Annotated in this window: 21 protein-coding genes; 8 read left to right on the forward strand and 13 right to left on the reverse strand. The window is 69.5% G+C overall.

What is annotated here, in order from left to right:
• Positions 1-8: 8 nt before the first annotated feature.
• The 6 genes from OG246_RS02275 to OG246_RS02300 all read right to left on the reverse strand — a co-directional run bounded on the left by OG246_RS02275 (position 9) and on the right by OG246_RS02300 (position 6,366).
• Positions 9-953 carry a type II secretion system F family protein gene (locus OG246_RS02275; protein WP_266455023.1) on the reverse strand — a complete coding sequence of 315 codons (945 nt, stop codon included), beginning with the start codon at positions 951-953 and terminating at the stop codon, positions 9-11.
• Between the two features lie 25 nt (positions 954-978).
• A complete protein-coding gene (locus tag OG246_RS02280) occupies positions 979-2,319 on the reverse strand; it encodes a CpaF family protein (protein WP_266455025.1) in 1,341 nt (446 codons plus the stop codon).
• A gap of 24 nt (positions 2,320-2,343) precedes the next feature.
• On the reverse strand, positions 2,344-2,712 hold the full coding sequence (locus OG246_RS02285; RefSeq protein WP_266455028.1) for a TadE/TadG family type IV pilus assembly protein: 369 nt from the start codon (positions 2,710-2,712) through the stop codon (positions 2,344-2,346).
• 119 nt (positions 2,713-2,831) lie between these two features.
• On the reverse strand, positions 2,832-4,451 hold the full coding sequence (locus OG246_RS02290) for an AAA family ATPase (protein WP_266455031.1): 1,620 nt from the start codon (positions 4,449-4,451) through the stop codon (positions 2,832-2,834).
• A gap of 180 nt (positions 4,452-4,631) precedes the next feature.
• Positions 4,632-5,345 carry a Flp pilus assembly protein CpaB gene (cpaB, locus tag OG246_RS02295; protein WP_266455034.1) on the reverse strand — a complete coding sequence of 238 codons (714 nt, stop codon included), beginning with the start codon at positions 5,343-5,345 and terminating at the stop codon, positions 4,632-4,634.
• Positions 5,346-5,418: 73 nt separating this feature from the next.
• Positions 5,419-6,366 (reverse strand): hypothetical protein, encoded by a 948-nt coding sequence (locus OG246_RS02300; protein ID WP_266455037.1) that lies wholly within the window; start codon positions 6,364-6,366, stop codon positions 5,419-5,421.
• Positions 6,367-6,777: 411 nt separating this feature from the next.
• Here OG246_RS02300 and OG246_RS02305 point away from each other — a divergent pair, with 411 nt between their 5' ends.
• The 4 genes from OG246_RS02305 to OG246_RS02320 all read left to right on the forward strand — a co-directional run bounded on the left by OG246_RS02305 (position 6,778) and on the right by OG246_RS02320 (position 11,238).
• Positions 6,778-8,469 (forward strand): glycosyl hydrolase family 18 protein, encoded by a 1,692-nt coding sequence (locus OG246_RS02305; protein WP_323178273.1) that lies wholly within the window; start codon positions 6,778-6,780, stop codon positions 8,467-8,469.
• A 149-nt stretch (positions 8,470-8,618) separates the two neighbouring features.
• Positions 8,619-9,269, forward strand: a complete 651-nt coding sequence (locus OG246_RS02310) for a hypothetical protein (RefSeq protein ID WP_266455042.1) — start codon at positions 8,619-8,621, stop codon at positions 9,267-9,269.
• Between the two features lie 88 nt (positions 9,270-9,357).
• Positions 9,358-9,873 carry a SigE family RNA polymerase sigma factor gene (locus OG246_RS02315; RefSeq protein WP_266455044.1) on the forward strand — a complete coding sequence of 172 codons (516 nt, stop codon included), beginning with the start codon at positions 9,358-9,360 and terminating at the stop codon, positions 9,871-9,873.
• A 63-nt stretch (positions 9,874-9,936) separates the two neighbouring features.
• Positions 9,937-11,238 (forward strand): hypothetical protein, encoded by a 1,302-nt coding sequence (locus OG246_RS02320; RefSeq protein WP_266455047.1) that lies wholly within the window; start codon positions 9,937-9,939, stop codon positions 11,236-11,238.
• 3 nt (positions 11,239-11,241) lie between these two features.
• Here the strand turns inward: OG246_RS02320 and OG246_RS02325 are convergent, their stop codons facing one another.
• Positions 11,242-12,561: an Nramp family divalent metal transporter gene (locus OG246_RS02325; RefSeq protein ID WP_266455049.1), complete on the reverse strand. Its 1,320-nt coding sequence runs from the start codon at positions 12,559-12,561 to the stop codon at positions 11,242-11,244.
• Between the two features lie 335 nt (positions 12,562-12,896).
• Between OG246_RS02325 and OG246_RS02330 the strand changes: the two genes are divergently transcribed.
• The gene (locus OG246_RS02330) at positions 12,897-14,264 is read left to right on the forward strand and encodes a M14 family metallopeptidase (protein WP_266455052.1); all 1,368 of its coding nucleotides are present in this window, start codon (positions 12,897-12,899) and stop codon (positions 14,262-14,264) included.
• 86 nt (positions 14,265-14,350) lie between these two features.
• Here the strand turns inward: OG246_RS02330 and OG246_RS02335 are convergent, their stop codons facing one another.
• Both OG246_RS02335 and OG246_RS02340 read right to left on the reverse strand, forming a co-directional pair.
• Entirely contained in the window at positions 14,351-14,968 is a 618-nt protein-coding gene (locus OG246_RS02335) for a hypothetical protein (RefSeq protein WP_266455055.1), read from the reverse strand.
• Between the two features lie 159 nt (positions 14,969-15,127).
• Positions 15,128-15,451, reverse strand: coding sequence for a hypothetical protein (locus tag OG246_RS02340; RefSeq protein WP_266463785.1), 324 nt, complete (start codon positions 15,449-15,451; stop codon positions 15,128-15,130).
• A gap of 487 nt (positions 15,452-15,938) precedes the next feature.
• Here OG246_RS02340 and OG246_RS02345 point away from each other — a divergent pair, with 487 nt between their 5' ends.
• The 3 genes from OG246_RS02345 (at position 15,939) to OG246_RS02355 (ending at position 17,518) form a co-directional block, all read left to right on the forward strand.
• A complete protein-coding gene (locus tag OG246_RS02345) occupies positions 15,939-16,787 on the forward strand; it encodes a helix-turn-helix domain-containing protein (protein ID WP_266455058.1) in 849 nt (282 codons plus the stop codon).
• Between the two features lie 129 nt (positions 16,788-16,916).
• Positions 16,917-17,264 carry a hypothetical protein gene (locus OG246_RS02350; RefSeq protein ID WP_266455063.1) on the forward strand — a complete coding sequence of 116 codons (348 nt, stop codon included), beginning with the start codon at positions 16,917-16,919 and terminating at the stop codon, positions 17,262-17,264.
• Complete coding sequence (locus OG246_RS02355; protein WP_266455065.1) at positions 17,261-17,518, forward strand: hypothetical protein; 258 nt, start codon at positions 17,261-17,263, stop codon at positions 17,516-17,518. The genes OG246_RS02350 and OG246_RS02355 overlap by 4 nt, the downstream gene beginning before the upstream one ends.
• A 78-nt stretch (positions 17,519-17,596) precedes the next feature.
• Here OG246_RS02355 and OG246_RS02360 read toward each other — a convergent pair whose 3' ends face one another.
• From OG246_RS02360 to OG246_RS02375, 4 genes are all read right to left on the reverse strand, one after another.
• Positions 17,597-19,081 (reverse strand): GntP family permease, encoded by a 1,485-nt coding sequence (locus OG246_RS02360; RefSeq protein WP_266455067.1) that lies wholly within the window; start codon positions 19,079-19,081, stop codon positions 17,597-17,599.
• A 123-nt stretch (positions 19,082-19,204) separates the two neighbouring features.
• Entirely contained in the window at positions 19,205-19,615 is a 411-nt protein-coding gene (locus OG246_RS02365; RefSeq protein ID WP_266455069.1) for a RidA family protein, read from the reverse strand.
• A 7-nt stretch (positions 19,616-19,622) separates the two neighbouring features.
• Positions 19,623-20,402, reverse strand: a complete 780-nt coding sequence (locus OG246_RS02370; RefSeq protein WP_266455076.1) for an IclR family transcriptional regulator — start codon at positions 20,400-20,402, stop codon at positions 19,623-19,625.
• Positions 20,399-21,418, reverse strand: coding sequence for a sugar kinase (locus OG246_RS02375; RefSeq protein ID WP_266455078.1), 1,020 nt, complete (start codon positions 21,416-21,418; stop codon positions 20,399-20,401). The genes OG246_RS02370 and OG246_RS02375 overlap by 4 nt, the downstream gene beginning before the upstream one ends.
• Between the last annotated feature and the right edge of the window lie 97 nt (positions 21,419-21,515).

A 21,515-nucleotide genomic window follows, 5' to 3' on the forward strand; every position in this document is an offset into this window, starting at 1 on the left:
TCCCTCCCTCATACTTCGATCTTGCCGAGGCGGCGGATGACGAAGAAGCCGACGGCGTAGAGGCCCAGGGACAGCAGGACCAGGCCCTGGCCGAGCGGGGAGCCGGTGACCCGGGCCAGGGCTCCTTCGTTCGAGGAGTTGATCAGCACGAGTGAGCCGATGCCCAGGAACGGGACCGTGAAGGCGGTGGCGTTGACCTCGGAGAGCATCGTGCGGACCTCGCGGCGGGTCTCCTTTCGGTCCTCCAGGGTCTGGGTGAGGTTCCGGAGGGAGCTGACGACCGATCCGCCCGCCTTGTTGGCGAGCACCAAGGTCGTGACCAGGACGATCAGTTCGCGGGACGGGAGGCGTTCGGAGAGTTCGGCGAGGGCGTCCTCGACGGTCCTGCCCATCGTCAACTGGTCGGCCACGTGCGCGAGTTCCTCGCCCGCCGGGGCTTCCAGCTCCTCCGCCGCCATCGCCAGGGCCGTCCGCAGCGCCAGTCCGGCCGCCGTCGCGTTCGCCAGCAGGCGGGCCACGTCGGGGAGTTGGGCGATGAAGGCCTCGATGCGTTTCTGGCGCTGCCAGTTGAGGAAGAAGGCCGCGCTCCAGACGCCCAGGAGGGCGGCGATCGGGCCGAAGAAGGGGGCCAGGGTCGCCGCCGCGATCAGCCACAGCGCCACGACGACGGCGGTGACGTACGTGAAGAACTCCCCCGCCGTCACGTCGAGTCCCGTCGCCGACAGGCGCAGGTGGATCGAGCGGCCGATGCTGGTGCGGCGGACCCGGCGGTCGATGCCCGCGAAGCGGCGTACCCGGCCTGCCGCCGTGCGGAGGGGGCCGGCGCCGGCGAGACGGTCGACCAGTGCCTGGCGCTGGGCGCGTCCGGAGGCGTACGAGTGGATGCCCGCGACGGCGAGTGTGCCGCACAGGATCGTCGCGCCGAGGGCGAGCAGGGCGGGGTTGTTGTTCATGGCTCACACCTCTCAGCCGTGGAAGTCATCCGATGGCCTGCCTCGTGTTCAGTACGTCGATCGCCTCGGCCACACCGAAGGCCGGTGGCAGCGGTTCGTTGGCGACGTACAGCTTCTCCGCGATGGAGCGCGGGAGCGGGAGGTGCTCGAAGTGGCCGCGAACGACCCGGTCGGGGCCTACGGGGCGGGGGACGAAGCGGGTGACGGGCGCGATGCGGAACTGTTCGCGGCCGTGCGAGACCAGCAGCGCGATCTCGGTGACCTTGCGGGAGCCGTCGGCGTGGCGGGAGAGCTGCACGACGACCTCGACGGCCGAGTTGATCTGGTCCTTCAGGGCCTCGAAGGGGATCTGGACCTCGGACATCGAGCCGAGGGTCTGGAGGCGCATCAGGGCGTCCTCGGCGGAGTTCGAGTGGACCGTGGCGAGCGAACCGTCGTGGCCCGTCGACATGGCCTGGAGCATGTCGAGGGTCTCACCGCCGCGGACCTCACCGACGATGATGCGGTCGGGGCGCATGCGCAGCGAGTTGCGGACCAGGTCGCGGATGGTGATCTGGCCCTTGCCCTCGACGTTCGGGGGCCGGGATTCGAGGCGGATGACGTGCTCCTGCTGGAGCTGGAGTTCGGCCGAGTCCTCGATGGTGATGATGCGTTCGTGGGACGGGATGAGCCCGGAGAGGGCGTTCAGCAGGGTCGTCTTGCCGCTGCCCGTGCCGCCGCTGACGATGACGTTGAAGCGGGCGCGTACGAAGGCCGCGAGGAGCATGAGCATCTGCTCGTCGAGGGTGCCGAGGCCGATCAGCTCGGGCAGGGTGTACGCGCGGGGGAAACGGCGGATCGTGAGGGTCGGTCCGGTGAGCGCGAGCGGCGGGATGATGACGTTGACGCGCTCGCCGGTGGGGAGGCGGGCGTCGACCATCGGGTTCGACTCGTCGACCCGCCTGTTGACGGTGGAGACGATCCGCTCGATGGTCTGCATCAGCTGCTCGTTGGAGGCGAAGCGGAGAGGGAGCTGCTCCACGCGCCCCGCTCGCTCCACGAAGATCGAGTCCGGGCCGTTGACCATGATCTCGGTGATCGACGCGTCGGCCAGGAGCGGTTCGAGGACGCCGAGTCCGAGCGCCTCGTCGACGACTCGGCGGATCAGCTGGGAGCGTTCCGCGGAGGAGAGGACCGGGCCCTCGCGGCTGATGATGTGGCCGAGGACGCGCTCCAGGCGTACCCGGCGTTCGGCCGCCGCCAGGCTCGACATCTCGGCGAGGTCGATCTCTTCGAGCAGCTTCGAACGGTAGACGGCGACGAGGTGTCCGTCCTCACGGGCGGGTCCCCCCTCGTCGGGGGCGGCGATACGGGAACGCAGACTCATGGCTTCGGCTCCTCCCTGTTGCTGTCAGTCGTCGGTGGGCATGGTGGCACTGCGGGAGAAGGTCACGGGGTCGAAGAGGGGGATGACAGAGGGGATTTGGACGGTGACGGTGGCGGTGGTGAGGTCGGGGCCCTCGGGAGCCGCCACGGCCGGGTTGAGCCAGCCGCTCACGGCGGCCTGACCGGCCGCCGCGCCGTCCCCGCCCTGCGAGGCGACCCGCGCGGCGGCTCGCGCCCCGGTGCCGGCCTGGTTGATGCCGTACCCGATGAGGCCCAACTGGATGGCGGCCATCCCGACGACGAGCAGGATGGGCAGGAACCCGGTGAACTCCAGGATGGAGACGCCCCGGTCGTCCCGGAGCCGATGCCTCAGGCCTCGGAGCCCGTGCCTCAAGCCCCGGAGCCCAGGCCTCAGGCCCCGGAGCCCAGGCCTCACGCCCCGGAGCCCAGGCCTCACGCCCCGCAGCCCAGGCCTCAGGCCCCGGAGCCGACGCCGTGGTCGAGGGGAGAGCCTCATCCGCCATCACCCTCCAACGCCGCCCCCGCTTCCCCGTTCACGGTCCACCCCGCGTCGAACCCCGGGAAGAACAGCGGTACTTGGACGCTGACGGTGGCCCTCATCAGCGAGCCGGCGGGGGCACACCCGATCTGGGCACCGTCCCAGGCTCCCGGCAGATGCTCGCTCCCCGCCGCCTGGCACGCACCGCCCACATCGCCGTCGACCGCGTACGCCGCCGTCGCAGCCCGGGCCGCCTCGTCCGCCGCGTTCCCGGCGAGGGAGTACGAGTAGCCGTACAGCACGCACTGCCAGAGGATGGTCATCACGACGAGCAGCAGCGGGAACATTCCGGCGAATTCGAGGGTCACGGCTCCCCGGTCGCCTCCCTTGCGGCGGAGTGCCAGCGCTCCGCGGTCCGAGGGTGAGGACTTACGGCGCCTGCCGCCTCCTCCGCCCTCCTGGGCGACGACCAGTCCCAGCTCGCCGGCCAGTGCCCACAGCGCCTGTTTCACCGTGGAGCGGGCGTCCAGGTCCTGGAGGCGGCCGGCGTCGACCACCGACTGGAGTTCCTTGAAGGCGGCGGGTACGGCGGAGCGGGCGACCTTCGTGCCGGTGACCTTCTCGACCAGGGACGGCTGGATCTCCGTACCGCGGGCGAAGCGGTTGACGACGGTCGTCGTCTCCTCGGCCTTGCGGATCTGGAGGCGGTCCCACATGCGGATCATGCGTTTGGCGGCGCGGACGGCGATGACGTCGGGGGTGACGAGCAGGAGGGCCTGGTCGGCCATCTCGATGGCGGCGGCGGTCGCGGAGTTCATCTGGGAGCCGCAGTCGACGATCACGACGTCGTTGCGGGAGCGCAGGGTGGCAAGGACCTGGCGGGCCACCCGGTCGGTGACCTCCTCGCCGCGTTCGCCCTCCGAGGGGGCGAGGAGCAGGCCGAGGCCGGTGTCGTGGGTGTAGACGGCGTCCTGGAGTACGCGGGGGTTGATGTCGCTGATCCCGGCAAGGTCGGCGATCGACCTGCGGAACTGGACGTCGAGGTAGGAGGCCACGTCACCGGACTGGAGGTCCAGGTCGACCAGGGCCACGTCACGCCCCGACGCCCGTGCGGCGAGGGCGAGTTGGACGGCCGTCACCGTCGCGCCCACGCCGCCCTTCGCGCCGGTCACCGTGACGATCGTGCCGCCGGGGCCCGCGTACAGCTCCGGTGTACCGCTGACCAGGTGGCGGCGCATGCCGAGCGACCACGCGGCGGCCGCCTGGACGCGCTCCGCGAGGGAATCGTAGGCCAGCGGCAGGCCGATGATGCCGCGGGCGCCTGAGTCCATGGCAGCGGTGAGTACGCCGTTGCCGGTGTCGGCGGTGACGAGGACGACGCCGACCGCCGGGAAGCGCATCACCAGGTCCCGGATCAGGTCCAACGCCGGTACGGGGCCTATTCGTTCGTGGACGAGGACGACCTCGGGCAGCTCGTCCAGGGACTCCCCCGCGAGACGCGCGAGGGTGTCGAGGAGAGCGGTCGAGTCGGGGACCGGCGGGGCCGGTTCGGCGTCCGCGAGCTGGCTCAGCAGTGTGGTGAGCGCGCGGGCCGAGTCGATGTCTCCGACGGCCGGGAGGATACGGATGGTCATCGGACCCGCCTATGGGTCGTCACGCCTGGCCGCGTATTCGTCACGCCTGGCCGCGAACACGTGACGCCGGGCCGCGTACTCGTCACGCCGGTCCGGGAACACGTCACGCCTGGCCGCGTACTCGTCACGCCGGGCCGCGTGCTGGTCATGCCCGGCCTAGTGGTCGTCATGCCCGGCCTCCTACTTATCCTCGTCGAGGGTGTACGTGCGGTCGCCGGGAGCGACGGTGCTGTCCGCGCCGCCCGCGACCAGGGCCAGCCGGACGTGTTCGGCGAACGACTCGGCGTACGCGACGCGTTGGGCGTCGGCGGTGCCGAGCGCGAAGGTGATGGGGACGGCCTGGGTGGCGGTCCGGCTGCGTTCGGCGGTGGACTGGCCGGGGTCGAGCGCGGTGAGCTTGCCGACGTCGATGACCCGGGCGTTCACCACGATGACCTTGGACTGGTCGACGCCCGTGTCGCCCTCGGCCTCGAAGGTGGCGTAGATGTTGACCCGCGAACCCGGGTTGATCTTGCCCGCGACACCCGTCGACGCGTCGATCAGGATCGCGATCTCCTGCTGGCCCGCCTCCAGCGCGGGCCGGTCCACGATCATGTCGGCCTGGAGCAGGGAGCCCTTCTCCAGCCGGGTGACCGCGATCTTGCCGCGGATCTGGGAGAGGTCGGTGACGGCCGTGGACGACAGCCACCGCTCGGGCATCTCGACCTTCTCGAACTGGTCGGCCGACAGCTCCTTGTAGGGCGCGATGTCGTCCTTCAGGCGGTACGCCGCGACCTCCGGGCCGACCTTGGAGTTCACGTCACGGATCACCGAGAGCACTCCGGCGAAGGCACCGATGGCGCACAGGGCCGAGAGGACCAGCAGGATGACGCCGCGGCGCTGGCGTGAGTTCATGATCCGGACAACCTCGTTCGTGGGGCGGGGACGGCGGGGTCGAGCGGTCGTACCTGGTGTTGTTCCGTGGTGCTTATGTGGCGCCCGGGGGCAGGGCGCGTACAGAAGAGGCTGCCCGCGCGGTGGCAGCCGGAAGCTCCGATGGGGAGGCCGAAGTCGAACGCGTGGACGACGGCGAAGATGATGGCGACGGCGATGGTTGTGCCGATGCCGATACCGGTGGCAGTGGCGCCGCGCAGAACCCGCAGCGGTCACCGATGAGTTCGAGCCCGCACCAGTGGCACTGTTCCCGCCGGACGGACGACACGAGCTGGTAGAGCACGGACACGTCGTACAGCCCGGCGGCGAACTCGACGAGCTTCCCGGTCCCCCACCAGCGCGTCGACTCCTCCGGCAGCGGTACGGTCGCGACGCCCTGCACCCGCCAGGCGGGCGCGAGTGTCTCGGTGACCCAGTCGGAGGGTGCCTGGCCGGCGGCGGCGAGCAGCCGCGTGCCGAACTCCGGCCCGGCGAGCTCCTCTTGGCCGACGCGCACAAGCTGCGGTCGCGGATTGGCCAGTACGGCGAACTGGGCGCCCGGCACCCAGGACTTGGCGTGGGACTTCAGGGACACCGGGACCCGGTCGAGCTTGGCGACCGAGCCGAGCAGGGCGCCTGCGTAGATGTAGTGGGCGAGCAGACGGGCGGCGGAGGCGAGTACGCCCGGACTGAAGTCGCAGACCGAGAGCTGCCTCAACTGCTGGGCCAGCAGGGCGACTCCGAGCGGCGGCAGGTCGATGCCGAGCAGTGCGATGCGGTCGCTCTCCAGGACGGAGCGGACGGTGCGCAGCCGCTGTGTCACCTCGCCGGAGACCGAGGCGGGGTAGAGCGAGATGACGTACCCGTGCTGCTCGATGAGCGCGTGCATCCCCAGGAGGGAGCTTTCGAGGGTGTCGAGGGGCTGGACGACTGCGGGCGGGATCTGCCGGTCGTGCGGTGGGAGCACCAGATCGGGACTGGTGACGGCTATCGCGGTCGGCACGCTGCACACACCCCGTTCACTGCGGCGGGCCGTTCCCTGCGGCGGAGTGGTCAACCACCGCCTCGGACCGCCCCTGTTTCGCCATGGACCGTCACATATGGCCACAGATCGCCACTGTGACGCCCTCCTGCATCAGCACCATATCCACGGCATGCCCCGCTCAACACCGACTTCGCGAGATCAACTCACTGAAGGTGCGGGCTTGATCAACGGAGAGTGAGGCGCATATGCCACAACTCGGTACGCCAGTAAGGCCGTTGAGGGACCCGAGGGCCGCCAGAGGTCTTGACAACCCAATTGGTCTGGACCACCTTGTACCCCAACAACGGTGGCCACCGTTCCCGATGCCCTCCCCACATCTTCCCCATCCCCTCCCCCTCACCGGAGGTCCCAGTGGACCGCGTATCAGGCATGCCCGGACGCAGACGCAATTGGGCGGGACTCCTCGCCGCCGCCGTCACCGCCTCCTTCCTCACCGTCGCCGGGCTCGCCACCGACGCCGAGGCCGCGGACATCAACAACGCCAAGAACGCCGGCTACGAGTCGGGCCTGACCAACTGGACGTGTTCCGCCGGCAGCGGTACGACCGTCACCTCGCCGGTGCACGGCGGCGCGGCCGCGCTGAAGGGCACGCCGGCCGGGCAGGACAACGCCAAGTGCACGCAGGCCGTCGCCGTCAAGCCCAACTCGACGTACACGCTGAGCGCCTGGGTGCAGGGCGGGTACTCCTACCTCGGCGTGACCGGCACGGGTACGACGGACGTGTCGACCTGGACGCCCGACTCCGCCGCCTGGAAGCAGCTGACGACCACTTTCACCACCGGCTCCTCGACGAGCTCGGTGACGGTGTACACGCACGGCTGGTACGGGCAGGCCGCCTACTATGCCGACGACCTCTCGGTGTTCGGCCCGGACGGCGGCGGTGGCAGCGACCCGGCCCCGACGATCCCCGCGGCCCCGGCCGGTCTGGCCGTCTCCTCCACGTCCTCGTCCTCCGTGTCCCTCGCCTGGAACACGGTCTCGGGTGCGACCGGCTACAACGTCTACCAGGGCAGCACGAAGGTCCAGTCGGTGACGGGCACCTCGGCGACCGTGTCCTCGCTGGCCGCCTCGACCTCGTACACCTTCCAGGTCACCGCGACGAACTCGGCCGGTGAGTCGGCGAAGTCGGCGGCGGTCACCGGTACGACGACCGCGACCGGCGGCGGTGGCGGCACGCTGCCGAAGCACGCCGTGACCGGCTACTGGCAGAACTTCAACAACGGCGCGACGGTCCAGCGGATCTCCGCCGTCCAGTCCCAGTACGACATCATCGCGGTCTCCTTCGCCGACGCCACGACGACGCCGGGCGCGGTCACCTTCAACCTCGACTCGGCCGGGCTCGGCGGCTACACCGTCGACCAGTTCAAGGCGGACATCGCCGCCAAGAAGGCCGCGGGCAAGAAGGTCATCATCTCCATCGGCGGCCAGAACGGCACGGTGACGATCAACGACTCCACGTCCGCGACGAACTTCGCCAACTCCGTCTACTCGCTGATGACGACGTACGGCTTCGACGGCGTCGACATCGACCTGGAGAACGGTCTCAACGCGACGTACATGTCGCAGGCGCTGAGGTCCCTGTCCAGCAAGGCGGGCTCCTCGCTCATCATCACGATGGCCCCGCAGACCATCGACATGCAGTCCACGTCCAACGCCTACTTCCAGACGGCGCTGAACATCAAGGACATCCTCACCGTCGTCAACATGCAGTACTACAACAGCGGTTCGATGCTCGGCTGCGACGGCAAGGTGTACTCGCAGGGCTCGGTCGACTTCCTGACCGCCCTTGCCTGCATCCAGCTGGAGGGCGGCCTCGCCCCGTCACAGGTGGGCCTCGGCCTCCCCGCCTCCACCAGCGGCGCGGGCAGCGGCTACGTCTCCCCGACGATCGTGAACAACGCCCTCGACTGCCTCGCCAAGGGCACGGGCTGCGGCACCTTCAAGCCCTCCAGGACCTACCCGGACCTGCGCGGCGCGATGACCTGGTCGACGAACTGGGACGCCACGGCGGGCAACGCGTGGTCGAACTCGGTCGGGCCGCACGTGCACGCGCTGCCTTAGCACCGTCCGGCACTGCACTGCCGTAGCACCGTCCGACACCTCGCTGTGCGGCGCCGCCGGGAAACCGGCGGCGCCGCACACTTCTTGGTGAGGGATGCCTAAGGCGGGTGTCCTAGACTCTCGGGACCCCGAAGCAGGAGCCAGGCCAGATGACACCCCGCGTGCAGATCCCCACGGACGAGTGCGCCTTCGACGACCCCGAGACCCGGCGGAACTGGCAGCTCGCACGGCTGCGCGCGGGTGCGGTGCTGCCGCCGGTCATCATTCTGCTCCTTGCCACCCTGGTGGTGATGGGGATGCTCGGGGACCGGCCCACGACTCAGCCGATGTGGATGCGCGTCGTCGGCCTGGTGTGTGTCGTCGCGGCCCCGTTCACCTTCGCCTACGCGCTGTACTCGCTGGGTCCTGTCCTGCGCCTGCGGAGGATCCGCAGGGTGCTTCGCGTGTACCCCTGGGAGTACCGCACGTCCGTCCGTCCCGCCCCCGGCGTCAAGGACACGATGGCGCTTCCCGTACGCGTGCGGACCGAGGCGGAAGGCGACTGGTCCAGGACCATGCGGGCGGTCAACCCGCTCCAGCGCAAGCGCTGGACGGGCGAGATGGAGCACGGCGCCTGGTTCGCCGGCGACCCCGAGTTCGGCGGAGTGATCGCGGTGCCGGGGGCCACGGACCTCATGACACTGGAGCGCGGCACCCGGACTCCCCCGGACCTGCACCGGGAGATCGCCCGCGACAAGGAGCGCATGGCACAGGCCAAGCGGGCCGGAATCGCCACGCTGAGCGCAAGCCTTCGCGCCTAGGGCCGTCCGCGCCCGGCGGGGTGAAACATTTCCGTGGGTCCACCGCATCAATGAAGTGAAGGCAGTTCGGGGGACGTCGGGGGAGTTCATGAGACAGGGCCGGGCCGAGGGGTATCAGGAGTTCGCGGCGGCACGTGCGGGGCACATGTACCGCTCCGCGTGTCTGCTCACCGGTGGGGACACCCATCTCGCCGAGGACCTGGTGCAGGAGACACTCGGCCGGCTGTACGTCAGCTGGGGCCGGGTCTCGCGGGCCGACAACCCCGCGGGGTACGCCCAGACCGTCCTCACCCGTACGTTCCTCGCGCACCAGCGGCGCCGCAGCAGCAGGGAGCGTGCCACCGACACGCTCCCCGACGTCCCCGACCCGCACTCGGCCGACGCCGACATGCCCCTGCGGCTGACCCTGGTCGAGGCGCTCGGCCGGCTGTCCGCCAAGGACCGGGCGGTGGTCGTCCTGCGCTACTGGGAGGACCGCAGCATCGAGGAGACCGCCGACGCGATGAACGTCAGCTCGGCCGCGGTACGCACCCGCTGCGTCCGCGCCCTCGCCCGGCTGCGTGTCCTGCTCGGCGACGCCCTCGGCGAGTACGCCAAGTCCTGAACCGGCGACTGCGCCGGCACCTTAACGACACTTGCAACGACCTAGCGGAGAGGCTGGTTCGCCATGCCCGTTGAAGACACCGAGGAACACTTCGAGGACCGGCTCGGCGCGGCCCTGCACCAGGCAGGCGGGACCTACGAGACCGACCGGCGCACCCTGATCACCGCCGGGGAGGTACGCGGCCGCCGGCTCCTGGTGCGGCGCAAGGCGTCCGTCCTGGGCGGCGTCGCCGGCGTCGCGCTGGTGGGACTGGGCGGGGCGCTGCTCGTACCCGGAGGCGGGGGTGAGGGCGGCGAGCGGTCCGTGACCGCGAGCGCGGGAGCCTCGAGCACGGGGTCGTCGACCGTGGGCCACGCGACACCCGACGCGGTCTCCGGCGACGAACTCGTAAGCACCCTCGAAAAGCTGCTCCCCAAGGGCGAGTTCAGCGGACAGCAGTCGCGCGGCACGAACGAGACGCTGCCACCGTACGCAGGGCTCGTGTACGACGACGGCAAGGGCGAGGCGGCCGTAGCCGTCAGCCTCAACCAGGTCGAACCGGGCAGCGAGCAGGCCCGCGCCGCGACCGCGTGCCCGGACAAGGTCCTGTTCGCGTACGACCCCGCGTGCGTGACGAGCAGACTGTCCGACGGCTCGGTGCTCACGATCTTCCAGGGGTACGAGTATCCGGACCTCCGCGTCCAGACGAAGTGGTGGACCGCGGACCTCGTCACCCCGCAGGGACAGCACGTCAACGTGAGCGAGTGGAACGCCGCCGCCGAGAAGGACGCGCCGGTCAGCAGGCCCGAACCGCCCTTGTCCACGGCGCAGTTGAAGAAGGTCGTCACGGCGAAGGCGTGGCTCACCGCCATCGACGCGTACTCCGAGGCCACGGAGAACGCGAAGGAGTCGCTGAAGCCCGAGCAGCCGAAGAACACCGGCCAGCCGCCCGCCGGCATCGACGGCGCGACGATCCGGTCGACGCTCGTCTCCCTGCTCCCCGACGACGTCGAGGTGGTCGGACAGGGCGGCCAGGACACCGAGTACACCTATGTCGTGGTCGACGACGGACAGGGCGAGAGCCTCGTCCAGATCAACGTGCAGCCCGACATGTCGGACGTCGAGGACCAGCTCTTCGGCCCCGACGCCAAGACCCTGCCCGACGGCACGAAGGTCGCCACGCATCAGGGTCCTGGCGAGAAGGGCGGCGCGGGGGTCGTGATGTGGACCGCCGACACCATCAGGACCGACGGCAGGCGTGTGGTGGTCAGCGCCTTCAACTCCGGCAGCCAGGAGCGCGCCGCGACGCGCGGGACTCCCGCGCTCACGATCGAGCAGCTCGAGGCGATCGCCACGAGTGCGAAGTGGCTCGAGCTCAGCAGCTGAAAGCTAGAAAAAGTCCGCCCACGGTTGGTCCCACACCTGCTTCACGCACAGGACCAGGAAGAGCAGTCCGGCGATGGCGAGCATGGCGTTGCTGAGGGGCCCGTTGCGCCACTCGCTCGGTGTGCGGGAGGAGTTGAGGAGCCAGATCAGGGTGAGGGCGAGGAACGGGAGGAAGGCGGCGCCCAGGACGCCGTACAGGATCACCAGGCGGAACGGCTGGCCCTGGAAGAGCAGGACGATCGGCGGGAAGGTCAGCCAGAGCAGGTACGCACGGAACGGCCAGGACTTCTCGCGGGCGCCCGAGGCCACTTCCTCCCCGGTCGTCCTGGTCCCGCGGTAGCGCTCCACGAAGTCGGCGAACATCAAGCTCACGCCGTGCCAGACGCCGATGAGCGAGGTGAAGGAGGTGGCGAAGAAGCCGATCAGGAAGAACTTGGCGGTCGCCGTGCCGTACTCGGCCTCCAGGATGTCGCTCAGCTGGATGAGGCCCTTGTCACCGCTCGCGATGGCCACGTTCGCGGAGTGCAGGAGCTCCGCGCCGACGAAGAGCATCGAGATGACGAAGATGCCGGTGGTGATGTAGGCGACGCGGTTGTCGAGGCGCATCACCTTCATCCAGCCCGTGTTCGTCCAGCCCTTCGCGTTGACCCAATAGCCGTACGCCGCAAGGGTGATGGTGCCGCCGACCCCGCCGATCAGGCCGAGCGTGTTGAGGATCGAGTCCTTCTCGTCGGGGAGAACGGGGAGAAGGCCGGCGAAGGCGTCGCCGAGGTTGGGGGTGACGCGGATCGCCAGGTAGACCGTGACGACGAACATCACGCCCACCAGCACGGTCATGACCTTCTCGAAGACCTCGTACTTGTTGAACCACACGAACACGAGGCCGACCAGGCCGCAGATGACCGCCCACGGCTTGATCGACCAGTCGTCCGGGAAGACGTCGGGGAACAGCGCCTGCAGCGGCAGCGCGCTCGACGACATCGCCGCCGCGCCGTACACGAAGCCCCAGATGACCACGTACACGACGAAGAAGTACGTCGTCCACCGGCCCAGGCTCGCCCAGCCGTCGAAGAGGGTCCGTCCGGTGGACAGATGCCAGCGGCCCGCCGCCTCGGCGAGGGAGATCTTGACCACGCAGCCGATGACCGCGGCCCAGAGCAGGGTGTAGCCGAAGTTGCTGCCCGCGACGAGTGTCGCGACGAGGTCGCCGGCGCCCACGCCTGTCGCGGCGACGACGATGCCGGGGCCGATGTACTTCCAACTGGATTTGCGGGGCTGGGAGATGGACTCCCCTGACGCTGATTTCCCAGTGGTCTCCGTCATGTGATTCAAGAGAGCGTAAAGAACAGGTGGGCACAAGGGAGCGCGCTTCGATCATCACCCGATGTGCACAGGGAACAGGCCGGGCGACGATGACACGCCAGGGGGTGGCTACGGGCCAGGTGAGGGCGTCGGGCGGTAGCGTCCGCCTACATCCCCCGGCCCATTTTTCGGCCGATTCCCGCTACCGGCCCATGGGGGACTCTTGACCTGACCATGCCAGACCTTCACGATGAGCGCCACACCCGCACCAGGCACGTCGCACGGATCCACCCCCCACCCGCTCCACTCCCTTCGTTCCGGAGATCCCGGAACGCCCGGAGAAACAAGGAGACTTCATGCGACTTCGCATTCGCGGCAGCGGCGCCGGAACCACCGGAAAGAGACGCGGCCGCCGCACCGCCGCCTTCGCCACTCTGCTGGCGCTCGCCCTCGCGGCACCCCTCCTCACCGCGGCCACCGACGCCACGGCCGACGGCGCGAAGGCCCCCGCGGCCGAGGCGGACCCCGTCCGCCAGTACGAGGTGCACACGCACTCGGACTCCGCGTCCCGTACGGCGATCCAGCAGACCGGCGTGACCGTGGACGAGGCCGACACGGAGACCGTCGTCGTCTCGGGCCGCGCGGACCAGATCAAGAAGCTGCGCTCGCTCGGCTACGAGGTCTCGCTGCTCGGCTCGGCACCGGACCGCTCGAGCGCGGCCGACGTGGGGGTCCTCGACTTCCCCACGGCCGACTCGACCTACCACAACTACGCGGAGATGACGAGCGACATCAGCTCCGTCATCGCGGCCTACCCGAACCTCGTGAGCCAGCGCGTCATCGGCACCTCGTACCAGGGCCGGAACATCGTCGCCCTCAAGATCAGCGACAACGTCGGTACGGACGAGGCCGAGCCCGAGGTGCTGTTCACCCACCACCAGCACGCCCGCGAGCACCTCACCGTCGAGATGGCGCTCTATCTGGTGAAGGAGCTGACCTCCAAGTACGCCACGGACTCCCGTGTCGCCAGCGTGGTCAACTCCCGGGAGATCTGGATCATCCCGGACCTCAACCCGGACGGCGGCGAGTACGACATCGCGAGCGGCGCGTACCGCTCGTGGCGCAAGAACCGCCAGCCCAACTCCGGTTCGTCGTACGTCGGTACCGACCTCAACCGCAACTGGAACTACCAGTGGGGCTGCTGTGGCGGCTCCTCCGGATCGACGTCCTCGGAGACCTACCGCGGTACGGCACCCGAGTCCGCCCCCGAGGTCAAGGTCGTCGCCAACTTCGTACGCAGCCGGGTCGTCGGCGGCACCCAGCAGATCAAGACGGGCATCGACTTCCACACGTACAGCCAACTGGTGCTGTGGCCCTACGGCTACACGACCGCCAACACCGCGACCGGTATGACGCTGGACGACCGCAACGCCTTCGCCGCGGTCGGCGGGAAGATGGCAGCCAGCAACGGTTACACGCCCGAGCAGTCCAGTGATCTCTACATCACGGACGGCTCGATCGACGACTGGCTGTGGGGCAACCAGAAGATCTTCGCGTACACCTTCGAGATGTACCCGTCCTCCGCCTCCGGCGGCGGCTTCTACCCGCCCGACGAGGTCATCACCCGGGAGACGTCCCGCAACCGGGACGCGGTGCTGCAGCTGCTTGAGAACTCCGACTGCATGTACCGGTCCATCGGCAAGGAAGCGACGTACTGCGCGTGAACGCTCCGCTGAGTGAGGCGGACAACTACTAGGTCGTTGGGGAACTGCGGGCCGTACGTGGCCGGTCGCGCAGTTCCCCGCGCCCCTTACGGGGCGCTGTCCTCGACGTCTGCCTTGGTGACCTCGGTCTCGTCGACCTCGGTGTCCGCGTCTTCCGCGTCCTCGTCGCCGTCCTCGAAGTAGGCGTCGAGGACCGCGTCGAGCTGGTTCTCCCACTCGCCGAACCGCGCCCGGGACGCCGCCTCGATCTCGATCGGGTACCAGCGGCGGTCGGGAGTGTGGACTGTGATGGTGAACCGCCTGCCGAAGCGCGGGGACTCCGTCTCCACGGCGCCGATCTCGTCCCAGCGGAACTCGCACGCCTGGTCGTCCAGGGCGAGCCGTACGCCCTTGTGGTCGGCGGCGATCTTCGCGCGGCGGTCGGAGGCCTCGAAGACGGGGCCGTCGGGGGCTTCGTCCTCCTCCGCCTCCTCGACCTCCTCGGACTTCTCTGCCTTCTCGAGATCGGCCTTCTCGAGAGAGGGTCCCTCGGACTCCTCGGCCTCGGCCTCGGCCTCCGGCTTCGCCTCCGCCTCGACGGAGTCGTCCGGGGACCCGGCGTCCGCCGGCTCTCCGGACACGGGTGAGGTGAGCCCGGGGATGAAGGCCGGGTCGAACCCGGCGCCTTCCAGGGGCTGGCTGCTCGAACCTATGCGCTGCTCCACAGCCGGAAGTATGGCGGACGAAGCTGTGCCATGGGGCGCCGGGGGCAGAAGGCTTCTTGGGGGATGGACGGTACGGGGGCGAATTCGAAGACCCTCCAGCAACACGCTCCAAGGCTGACCGAGACTCGTTGCCCGCGCGCACCACGAAGCGTCTACTGGTCAGAAGGGATCGGTGAACGAGATCGGCTTGCCGGTGGCGTGGGCGTATGCGATCTCCCTGCTGGTGGACTCGCCGATATACCCGCCTGGGTTGACGACCAGAACCCGGTCAGCCAGGTCGATCTTGCGCAGGTGGAGGGCGTCCAGCGCGGTCTTCTGCTCGTTGGTGATCAACTCGTCTGCTTCGTGATCCTCGGCGCGCAGGAAGACGCCTGGCGCGACGACGATGACACCTGCGAAGGTCAGATCACGGTTCGCCGCGCTCATCTCGTGCACGAACCGGGTAGAGCCGCAGATGCAGACAATCTCAGGTCGGTCGGGCACGGCTCCGTCCTTCGGGTCGAACGGGAAACCGTCCGTGTGCGCGCAGCCATCACAGACGGGCAGACGAGCCAACACTTTACGCAGCGAGACGGACACCACGCGGCTGCACTGTCACAGGCGGGAGGCGTGGCCCGTGCTGGAAATGACGCTGCTCGACGCCACACCGAACTCCGCGCCCCTCATCCCCACCGCCTCTCGCCGCAGCTTCAGTTGCCGCCCCACCGCACTCCAGAAACCCATGCTCCGGTGCCGTGGGTGGTCTTCCCCAAGAAACACGAGAGGGAAAGAAACCGACCAAACCCCACCCCTCCCTCCCGCCCGTGGCGCAGCGTCACCCTCGCGAGTGAACATCACCAACTCAGCTGGATTTCGGCCTGGTTGCTTGCCTTACGCTCGCCGCAACACAAACGCAGACATACAACGGCCCTCGCCGGGACTGCAATCCCAGTGCGAGGGCCTCACCACCAAGGAAGAAAGCCGCTTCCCGATGGATACGCAAAACCTTAGCGCGCCCTCGCGCGCCCAGTCCGGTATCGCGGGCAAAAACCACCCCCGCACGGGCGGGCTCGACCACGATCACACCCGCCACTCCACCCGCTTCACGGTGGTCGGCAACCACCTCGTCCAGCACGCGGAGCTGTCTCTCCTCGCGATCGGGCTGGCCTGCCACATCCAGTCTCTCCCCAAGCGCGCCCGCGTCGACATCAAGACCCTCGCCGCCCGCTTCCCCGAGGGCACGACCCGTATCGCCGCCGCCCTGCGTGAACTGGAAGCCCACGGCTACCTGCGCCGCGAACGCCAACGCGTCCCCGGCGGCCGCATCGTCAGCCGCACGATCTCCTGCAACCAGCCCGGACGACGGAACCACGGCGAGCCCGACCACGCCCCGGCCGCGGCGAAGAAGCCCCGCCCGACCCGCAAGAAGCCACTCGCCGCCGTCCCGCAGCCGTCGTACCCCTCCCCCACCCTCCTCCAGCAGGCCACCGACCTCCTCGCCGGCCTCCGCCGCGAGGACCCCCGCCTGCTCCTCTCGACCAACGACACCAGCCACCTGGCCCCCGGCGTCGCCGCCTGGCTGGAACGCGACCTCACCCCCACCGCCGTCCGCCAAGCCCTGACCACGGATCTCCCGGACCCCCTGTGCCGCCCGGCAGCCCTCCTGGCCCACCGCCTGACCACCCAGCTGCCACCGCCACCCCCGTTCCGAGCCCCCTCATCACCACCACCCGTCCGACACCCGCTCCGGAACTGCGACGACTGCGACCGCGCCTTCCGAGGCCCGGAACCAGGCCGCTGCGGCGCCTGCCGTGACCGAATCCCCGCAGTGACCATCTGACCGCCGGCTCCGGTGCCCGGAACGAGAGACCCCGACACGACCATGGCCAGTCCTCAGCACGTGTTCTCTGCCCACTCCCGTCGGCAGCCCGGCCGGATACCCTGGCCGGAGCGCCCACAGGAGGACACGATGAGCACCCAGTCCGAACACGGACACGAGCTGATCCCCCGTCCAGAACTGACGCCGGATGCCCTCCGTGCGGCCCTCGCCGTGGTCGCCCCGGGACGTCTCGACGAGATGCAGGCCATGAAGGACGAGGCCTTCGCCAAGGCTGTCGAGTGGCAGTCCCTCAGCCCGGTGCAGAGCTGGGTGCTGATCTGGGCCAAGGAGATCGAGATCGCCCGTCGACCGGACCTGACTGCCCGCTACGACCAGGCGCAGAAGGACCTGGAGCACGAGGATCCGGCCATCGCGCAGGAAGCTCTTCGCGAGCTGAGCGCGGTCCTCGAAGAGGCCCTGAAGGCAGTTCGCGAGTGAGTTGGAAATGGGAGTACGCCTTCGGGGCCGAAGAAACCGCGCGCGCCGCTCCGGCAGACTTCCTGGCCACTGTTTCCTGCAGGGCCGACGAACTGGTCAGGGCGGCCGAAGCTCTTCACGTCCACGGCCGCGCCCATGAGGGCATCGACCCGAAAGGCGGCGAGATCATCGTCTCCGGCGGCTGGTTCAGGTACCAGGTTGTCGTGCGGAGCGAACGCGTCTACGTCGTCCAGATCACCTACCTGGGATTCTGAACCTCTGACGACGCCTGAGCCGCCGGGCCGGTGAGGGGGCCACCGCCACCTCACCGGCCCGAGCAAGCCGCCGTACCCCTACACGAACAAACTCAACACCGCCGCCACCGCGAACCCCGCCACCGACAGCACCGACTCCAGGACCGTCCAGGACTTCAGGGTGTCCCGCTCGCTGATGCCGAAGTACTTCGCCACCATCCAGAAGCCGCCGTCGTTGACGTGCGAGGCGAAGATCGAGCCTGCCGAGATCGCCATGATGACGAGGGCGACGAAGGCCTGGGAGTGGTCGCCCTCGGCGAGGAGGGGGGCGACGATGCCGGCCGTGGTGACGATGGCGACGGTGGCCGAACCCTGGGCGACGCGCAGGACGACGGAGATCAGGTAGGAGAGGACGAGGACCGGCAGGCCGACGTCGTTGAAGGTGTCCGAGAGGGCCTGGGCTACACCGCTGGCCTTCAGTACGGCACCGAAGATGCCGCCCGCGCCGACCACGAGCAGGATGTTGCCGACCGGCTTGAGGGATGAAGTCGACACCGTTTCAAGGGACTTGCGGGACCAGCCGCGCCGGATGCCCAGCAGGTAGTACGCCAGGAGCAGGGCGATGGTCAGGGCCACGAACGGGCTGCCGAAGAACTCGATCACCGAGCGGGTGGTGGAGGGGTCGAGCGCGATCGAGGAGAAGGTCGCCGCCAGGATCAGCACCAGCGGCGTACCGATGATGCCGAGGACGGTGCCGAGGGGGACCGGGCTCTCGCGCGGCTCGACGCCGGACGCCCGCTGCTCCTCCCGCACGGCCAGCTTGGCTTCCGCCGCGGCCTCGACCATGTCCTGCGGTACGGCGACGAAGATCCGCTTGCCGATCCAGGCGGCGTAGACCCAGGCGGCGGCCACGGCGGGGAGTCCGCAGACCACGCCCATGAGGATGACCCAGCCGAGATCCACGTGCAGGAGTCCGGCGGCGGCCACCGGGCCCGGGTGCGGCGGCAGGAACGCGTGCGTCACGGACAGACCCGCGAGCAGCGGCAGGCAGTACAGCAGAATCGACTTGCCGCTTCTCTTCGCCGCCGCGTACACGATCGGCGCCAGGACGAAGATGCCGACGTCGAAGAAGACCGGGATGCCGAAGATCAGGCCGGTGAGGCCCATCGCGAGCGGGGCCCGCTTCTCGCCGAACAACCCGAGCAGCCGGGACGCCAACACCTCGGCGCCGCCGCTGACTTCGAGGATCGCGCCGAGCATCGTGCCCAGGCCGATGATGATCGCGACATGGCCGAGGATGCCGCCCATGCCGGACTCGATGACCGAGACGGCCGTGGATCTCTGGACGGTGCCGAAGAGTTCCGTGACCGACAGCCCGGCCGAGAGGCCGACGGCTATGGAGACGGCGAGCAGCGCCACGAAGGGCTGGAGCCGCAACTTGATGATCAGGACGAGCAGGAGGGCGATGCCGAGGGCGGCGACCGTGAGCAGTCCGGCGGTGCCGTCGATGAGGAGGAGCAGGCCACCGGTGTGGGGTGGGGTCTCGGGGACAGGGGCTGTCGCTGCGAGCGGATAGGAGAGCAAGGGGGACCTCTTCTTAAGTGCATAGAGCTTTCGGGCGTGGGGGATCGCGGCACGGCGCCCAAGGGATGACGGGCGCCGCACCGTGACGACGTACGGGGTGCGGGAGAGGTGGGGAGAGGAGCGTCAGCCGAGTACGGCCAGCGCGTCGATCTCGATGAGGAGTCCGGCCGGCAGACCGACGTAGACCGTCGTGCGGGCGGCGGGGGGCGCGGTGAGGCCCTGCTCCTCGAAGTAGGTGTTGTAGATGCCGTTCATCTCGGCGAAGTGGTCGACGTCGGTGAGGTAGACGCGGATCATCATCACGTCGTCCCAGCTCGCGCCGCCCTCTTCGAGGATCGCCTTGACGTTGGCGAGGGTCTGGAGGGTCTGCTCGCGCAGCGCCGGTCCTGCGGTCGTGGGCGGCCGGCCCTCGACGGCCGGGAGGAAGCCGACCTGCCCGGCGACCTGGAGGATGTTCCCCTTCCGCACGCCGTGCGAGAACTTGGCGGGCGGGGTGGTGTGGGTCTTGGGGGTGAGGGCGATCTTGTCGGTCATGCCGTGCTCATTCCTTCGGGGCAGCTGGGGCGGCTTCTCTGGCGGTGGGCTTACCGGAGTACTCGCGGCTGATGGCGTCCGCCGTACGGCGCACCAGCGGGAGCAGGGTGAGGAGTTCCTCGCGGGTGACGACGACGTTGGGTGCGGAGACGGACATCGCGGCGACGACCCGTCCGTCGGTGCCGCGGATGGGGGCGCCCACGCAGTTGATGGACTCCTCGTGACCACCGAGGTCGGTGGCCCAGCCCTGTTCGCGCACCGTGGCCAGCTCCTTGAGGAAGGCGGGGGCGTTGGGGATCGAACGGGCCGTGTACATGGGGTAGTCGAGCTTGTCGGCGAGCGCGCGCCGCTCGGGCTCGGGCAGATCGGCGAGGAGCAGCTTCGCGACGGCGGCGACGGTGATGGCGACGGGCTTCCCGATCCGCGAGTACATCCGCACCGGGTACCGGCTCTCCACCTTGTCGATGTAGAGGACCTCCTTCTCCTCGTACACCGCGAGGTGGACGGTGTGCCCGCACTGCTCGTTCAGCCGTACGAGGTGGGGGTGGGCGATCTCCCGGATGTCCAGGTTCTCCACCGCCTCCTGGGCGAGGGCGAAGAGGCGGGCGCCGAGGCGGTAGCGCTGGTCGGACTGGCGGTAGACGAGCCCGTGCTCGTGCAGCGTGCGCAGGAGGCGGAGCGCCGTGGACTTGTGCACGCCGAGCCGGTCGGCGACCTGCCCGAGGTCGGCGGGGCCCTCGGCGAGCAGCGGCAGGATGCTCAGCGCTCGGTCGACGGTCTGGCTCATGGGGTACGTACCTCCTCGTCGGCCCGCGTGACGGCTTCGGTCCAGCCGGGGCCGAGTCGAAGTGTCCCCCACGCCTCGTCGTCCAGAGCGGCCAGCCGGTCGGCGTGGTCGCGGGAGGGAGGCGCGGCCAGGTCACCCGGGACGGTGAGGGCGGCCGCCGCCATGAGGTGGCCGTGCCGGAGCCGGTCCCTGGCGGGGAGCCCGCGCAGGGTCGCGGAGAGGAACCCGGCGGCGAAGGCGTCACCGGCGCCGACGGCCGCGACGACGTCCACGTGGACGGAGGGGGCGAAGGTGGCCCGGTCACCGTCGAAGAGGGTGGCGCCCCGGACACCCTGCTTGACGACCAGGGCCCGGGGTTCGGGCAGCGCGGCGCGGATCGCGGCCGGGCCGCCGGTGACACCCCAGGCGGTCTCGGCCTCGTCCTCGCCGACGAAGACGAGGTCGCTGCCGCGGGCCAGTTCCAGGAGGACGGGACCGGATTCCTGGCGGTCCCAGAGGTTCACCCGGTGGTTGATGTCGAACGAGACGAGGGGGCGGCCGGGTCGCTGGGAGGTCAGCTCCCGCAGCAGGGCCAGGCAGTCGTCGGAGAGCGCGGCGGTGATGCCGGAGAGATGCAGGACGCGGGCGGACCTGACGGCATCCAGGTCCATGTTGTCCACGGCCATCGCGGAGGCGGCCGATCCGGCCCGGTAGTACGCCACCTCGTGCGCGTCGGTCGCCCGGTCGCCCGCCGTGCGGAAGTAGATGCCGGTCGGACGCGCGGGATCCCGTCGTACGGCGGAGGTGTCCACGCCGTACGAGGCGATCGCCTCCACCAGGTGATCGCCGAACCCGTCCGCGCCGACCCTGCTGACCCACTGCACGGAGTGACCGGTGGCGGCGAGCACACACGCCACGTTCGACTCCGCGCCGCCGATCCCTCGCTCGAACGACGGGACATCGGCCAGGCGCCCCGGCCCGGACGGCAAGAACGTGACCATGGACTCGCCGAGTGCTACGACGTCGAAGGCGGTCACGATGGCTGGGGCCCCTTGCTCTCTCGGGCAACGGCATCGGCACCGTTGACCCTGCGTTGGCTGGGATGTTAGACAGCAGTAAGCGACATACGCAATG

The organism is Streptomyces sp. NBC_00620 (genome assembly GCF_026341825.1).
GTDB lineage: Bacteria > Actinomycetota > Actinomycetes > Streptomycetales > Streptomycetaceae > Streptomyces.

Coding starts and splice junctions, on each gene's coding strand:
- OG246_RS02275 (WP_266455023.1), bottom strand. CDS start 953: ATGAACAACAACCCCGCCCTGCTCGCCCTCGGCGCGACGATCCTGTGC.
- OG246_RS02280 (WP_266455025.1), bottom strand. CDS start 2,319: ATGAGTCTGCGTTCCCGTATCGCCGCCCCCGACGAGGGGGGACCCGCC.
- OG246_RS02290 (WP_266455031.1), bottom strand. CDS start 4,451: ATGACCATCCGTATCCTCCCGGCCGTCGGAGACATCGACTCGGCCCGC.
- cpaB (WP_266455034.1), bottom strand. CDS start 5,345: ATGAACTCACGCCAGCGCCGCGGCGTCATCCTGCTGGTCCTCTCGGCC.
- OG246_RS02305 (WP_323178273.1), top strand. CDS start 6,778: ATGCCCGGACGCAGACGCAATTGGGCGGGACTCCTCGCCGCCGCCGTC.
- OG246_RS02310 (WP_266455042.1), top strand. CDS start 8,619: ATGACACCCCGCGTGCAGATCCCCACGGACGAGTGCGCCTTCGACGAC.
- OG246_RS02315 (WP_266455044.1), top strand. CDS start 9,358: ATGAGACAGGGCCGGGCCGAGGGGTATCAGGAGTTCGCGGCGGCACGT.
- OG246_RS02320 (WP_266455047.1), top strand. CDS start 9,937: ATGCCCGTTGAAGACACCGAGGAACACTTCGAGGACCGGCTCGGCGCG.
- OG246_RS02325 (WP_266455049.1), bottom strand. CDS start 12,561: ATGACGGAGACCACTGGGAAATCAGCGTCAGGGGAGTCCATCTCCCAG.
- OG246_RS02330 (WP_266455052.1), top strand. CDS start 12,897: ATGCGACTTCGCATTCGCGGCAGCGGCGCCGGAACCACCGGAAAGAGA.
- OG246_RS02345 (WP_266455058.1), top strand. CDS start 15,939: ATGGATACGCAAAACCTTAGCGCGCCCTCGCGCGCCCAGTCCGGTATC.
- OG246_RS02350 (WP_266455063.1), top strand. CDS start 16,917: ATGAGCACCCAGTCCGAACACGGACACGAGCTGATCCCCCGTCCAGAA.
- OG246_RS02365 (WP_266455069.1), bottom strand. CDS start 19,615: ATGACCGACAAGATCGCCCTCACCCCCAAGACCCACACCACCCCGCCC.
- OG246_RS02370 (WP_266455076.1), bottom strand. CDS start 20,402: ATGAGCCAGACCGTCGACCGAGCGCTGAGCATCCTGCCGCTGCTCGCC.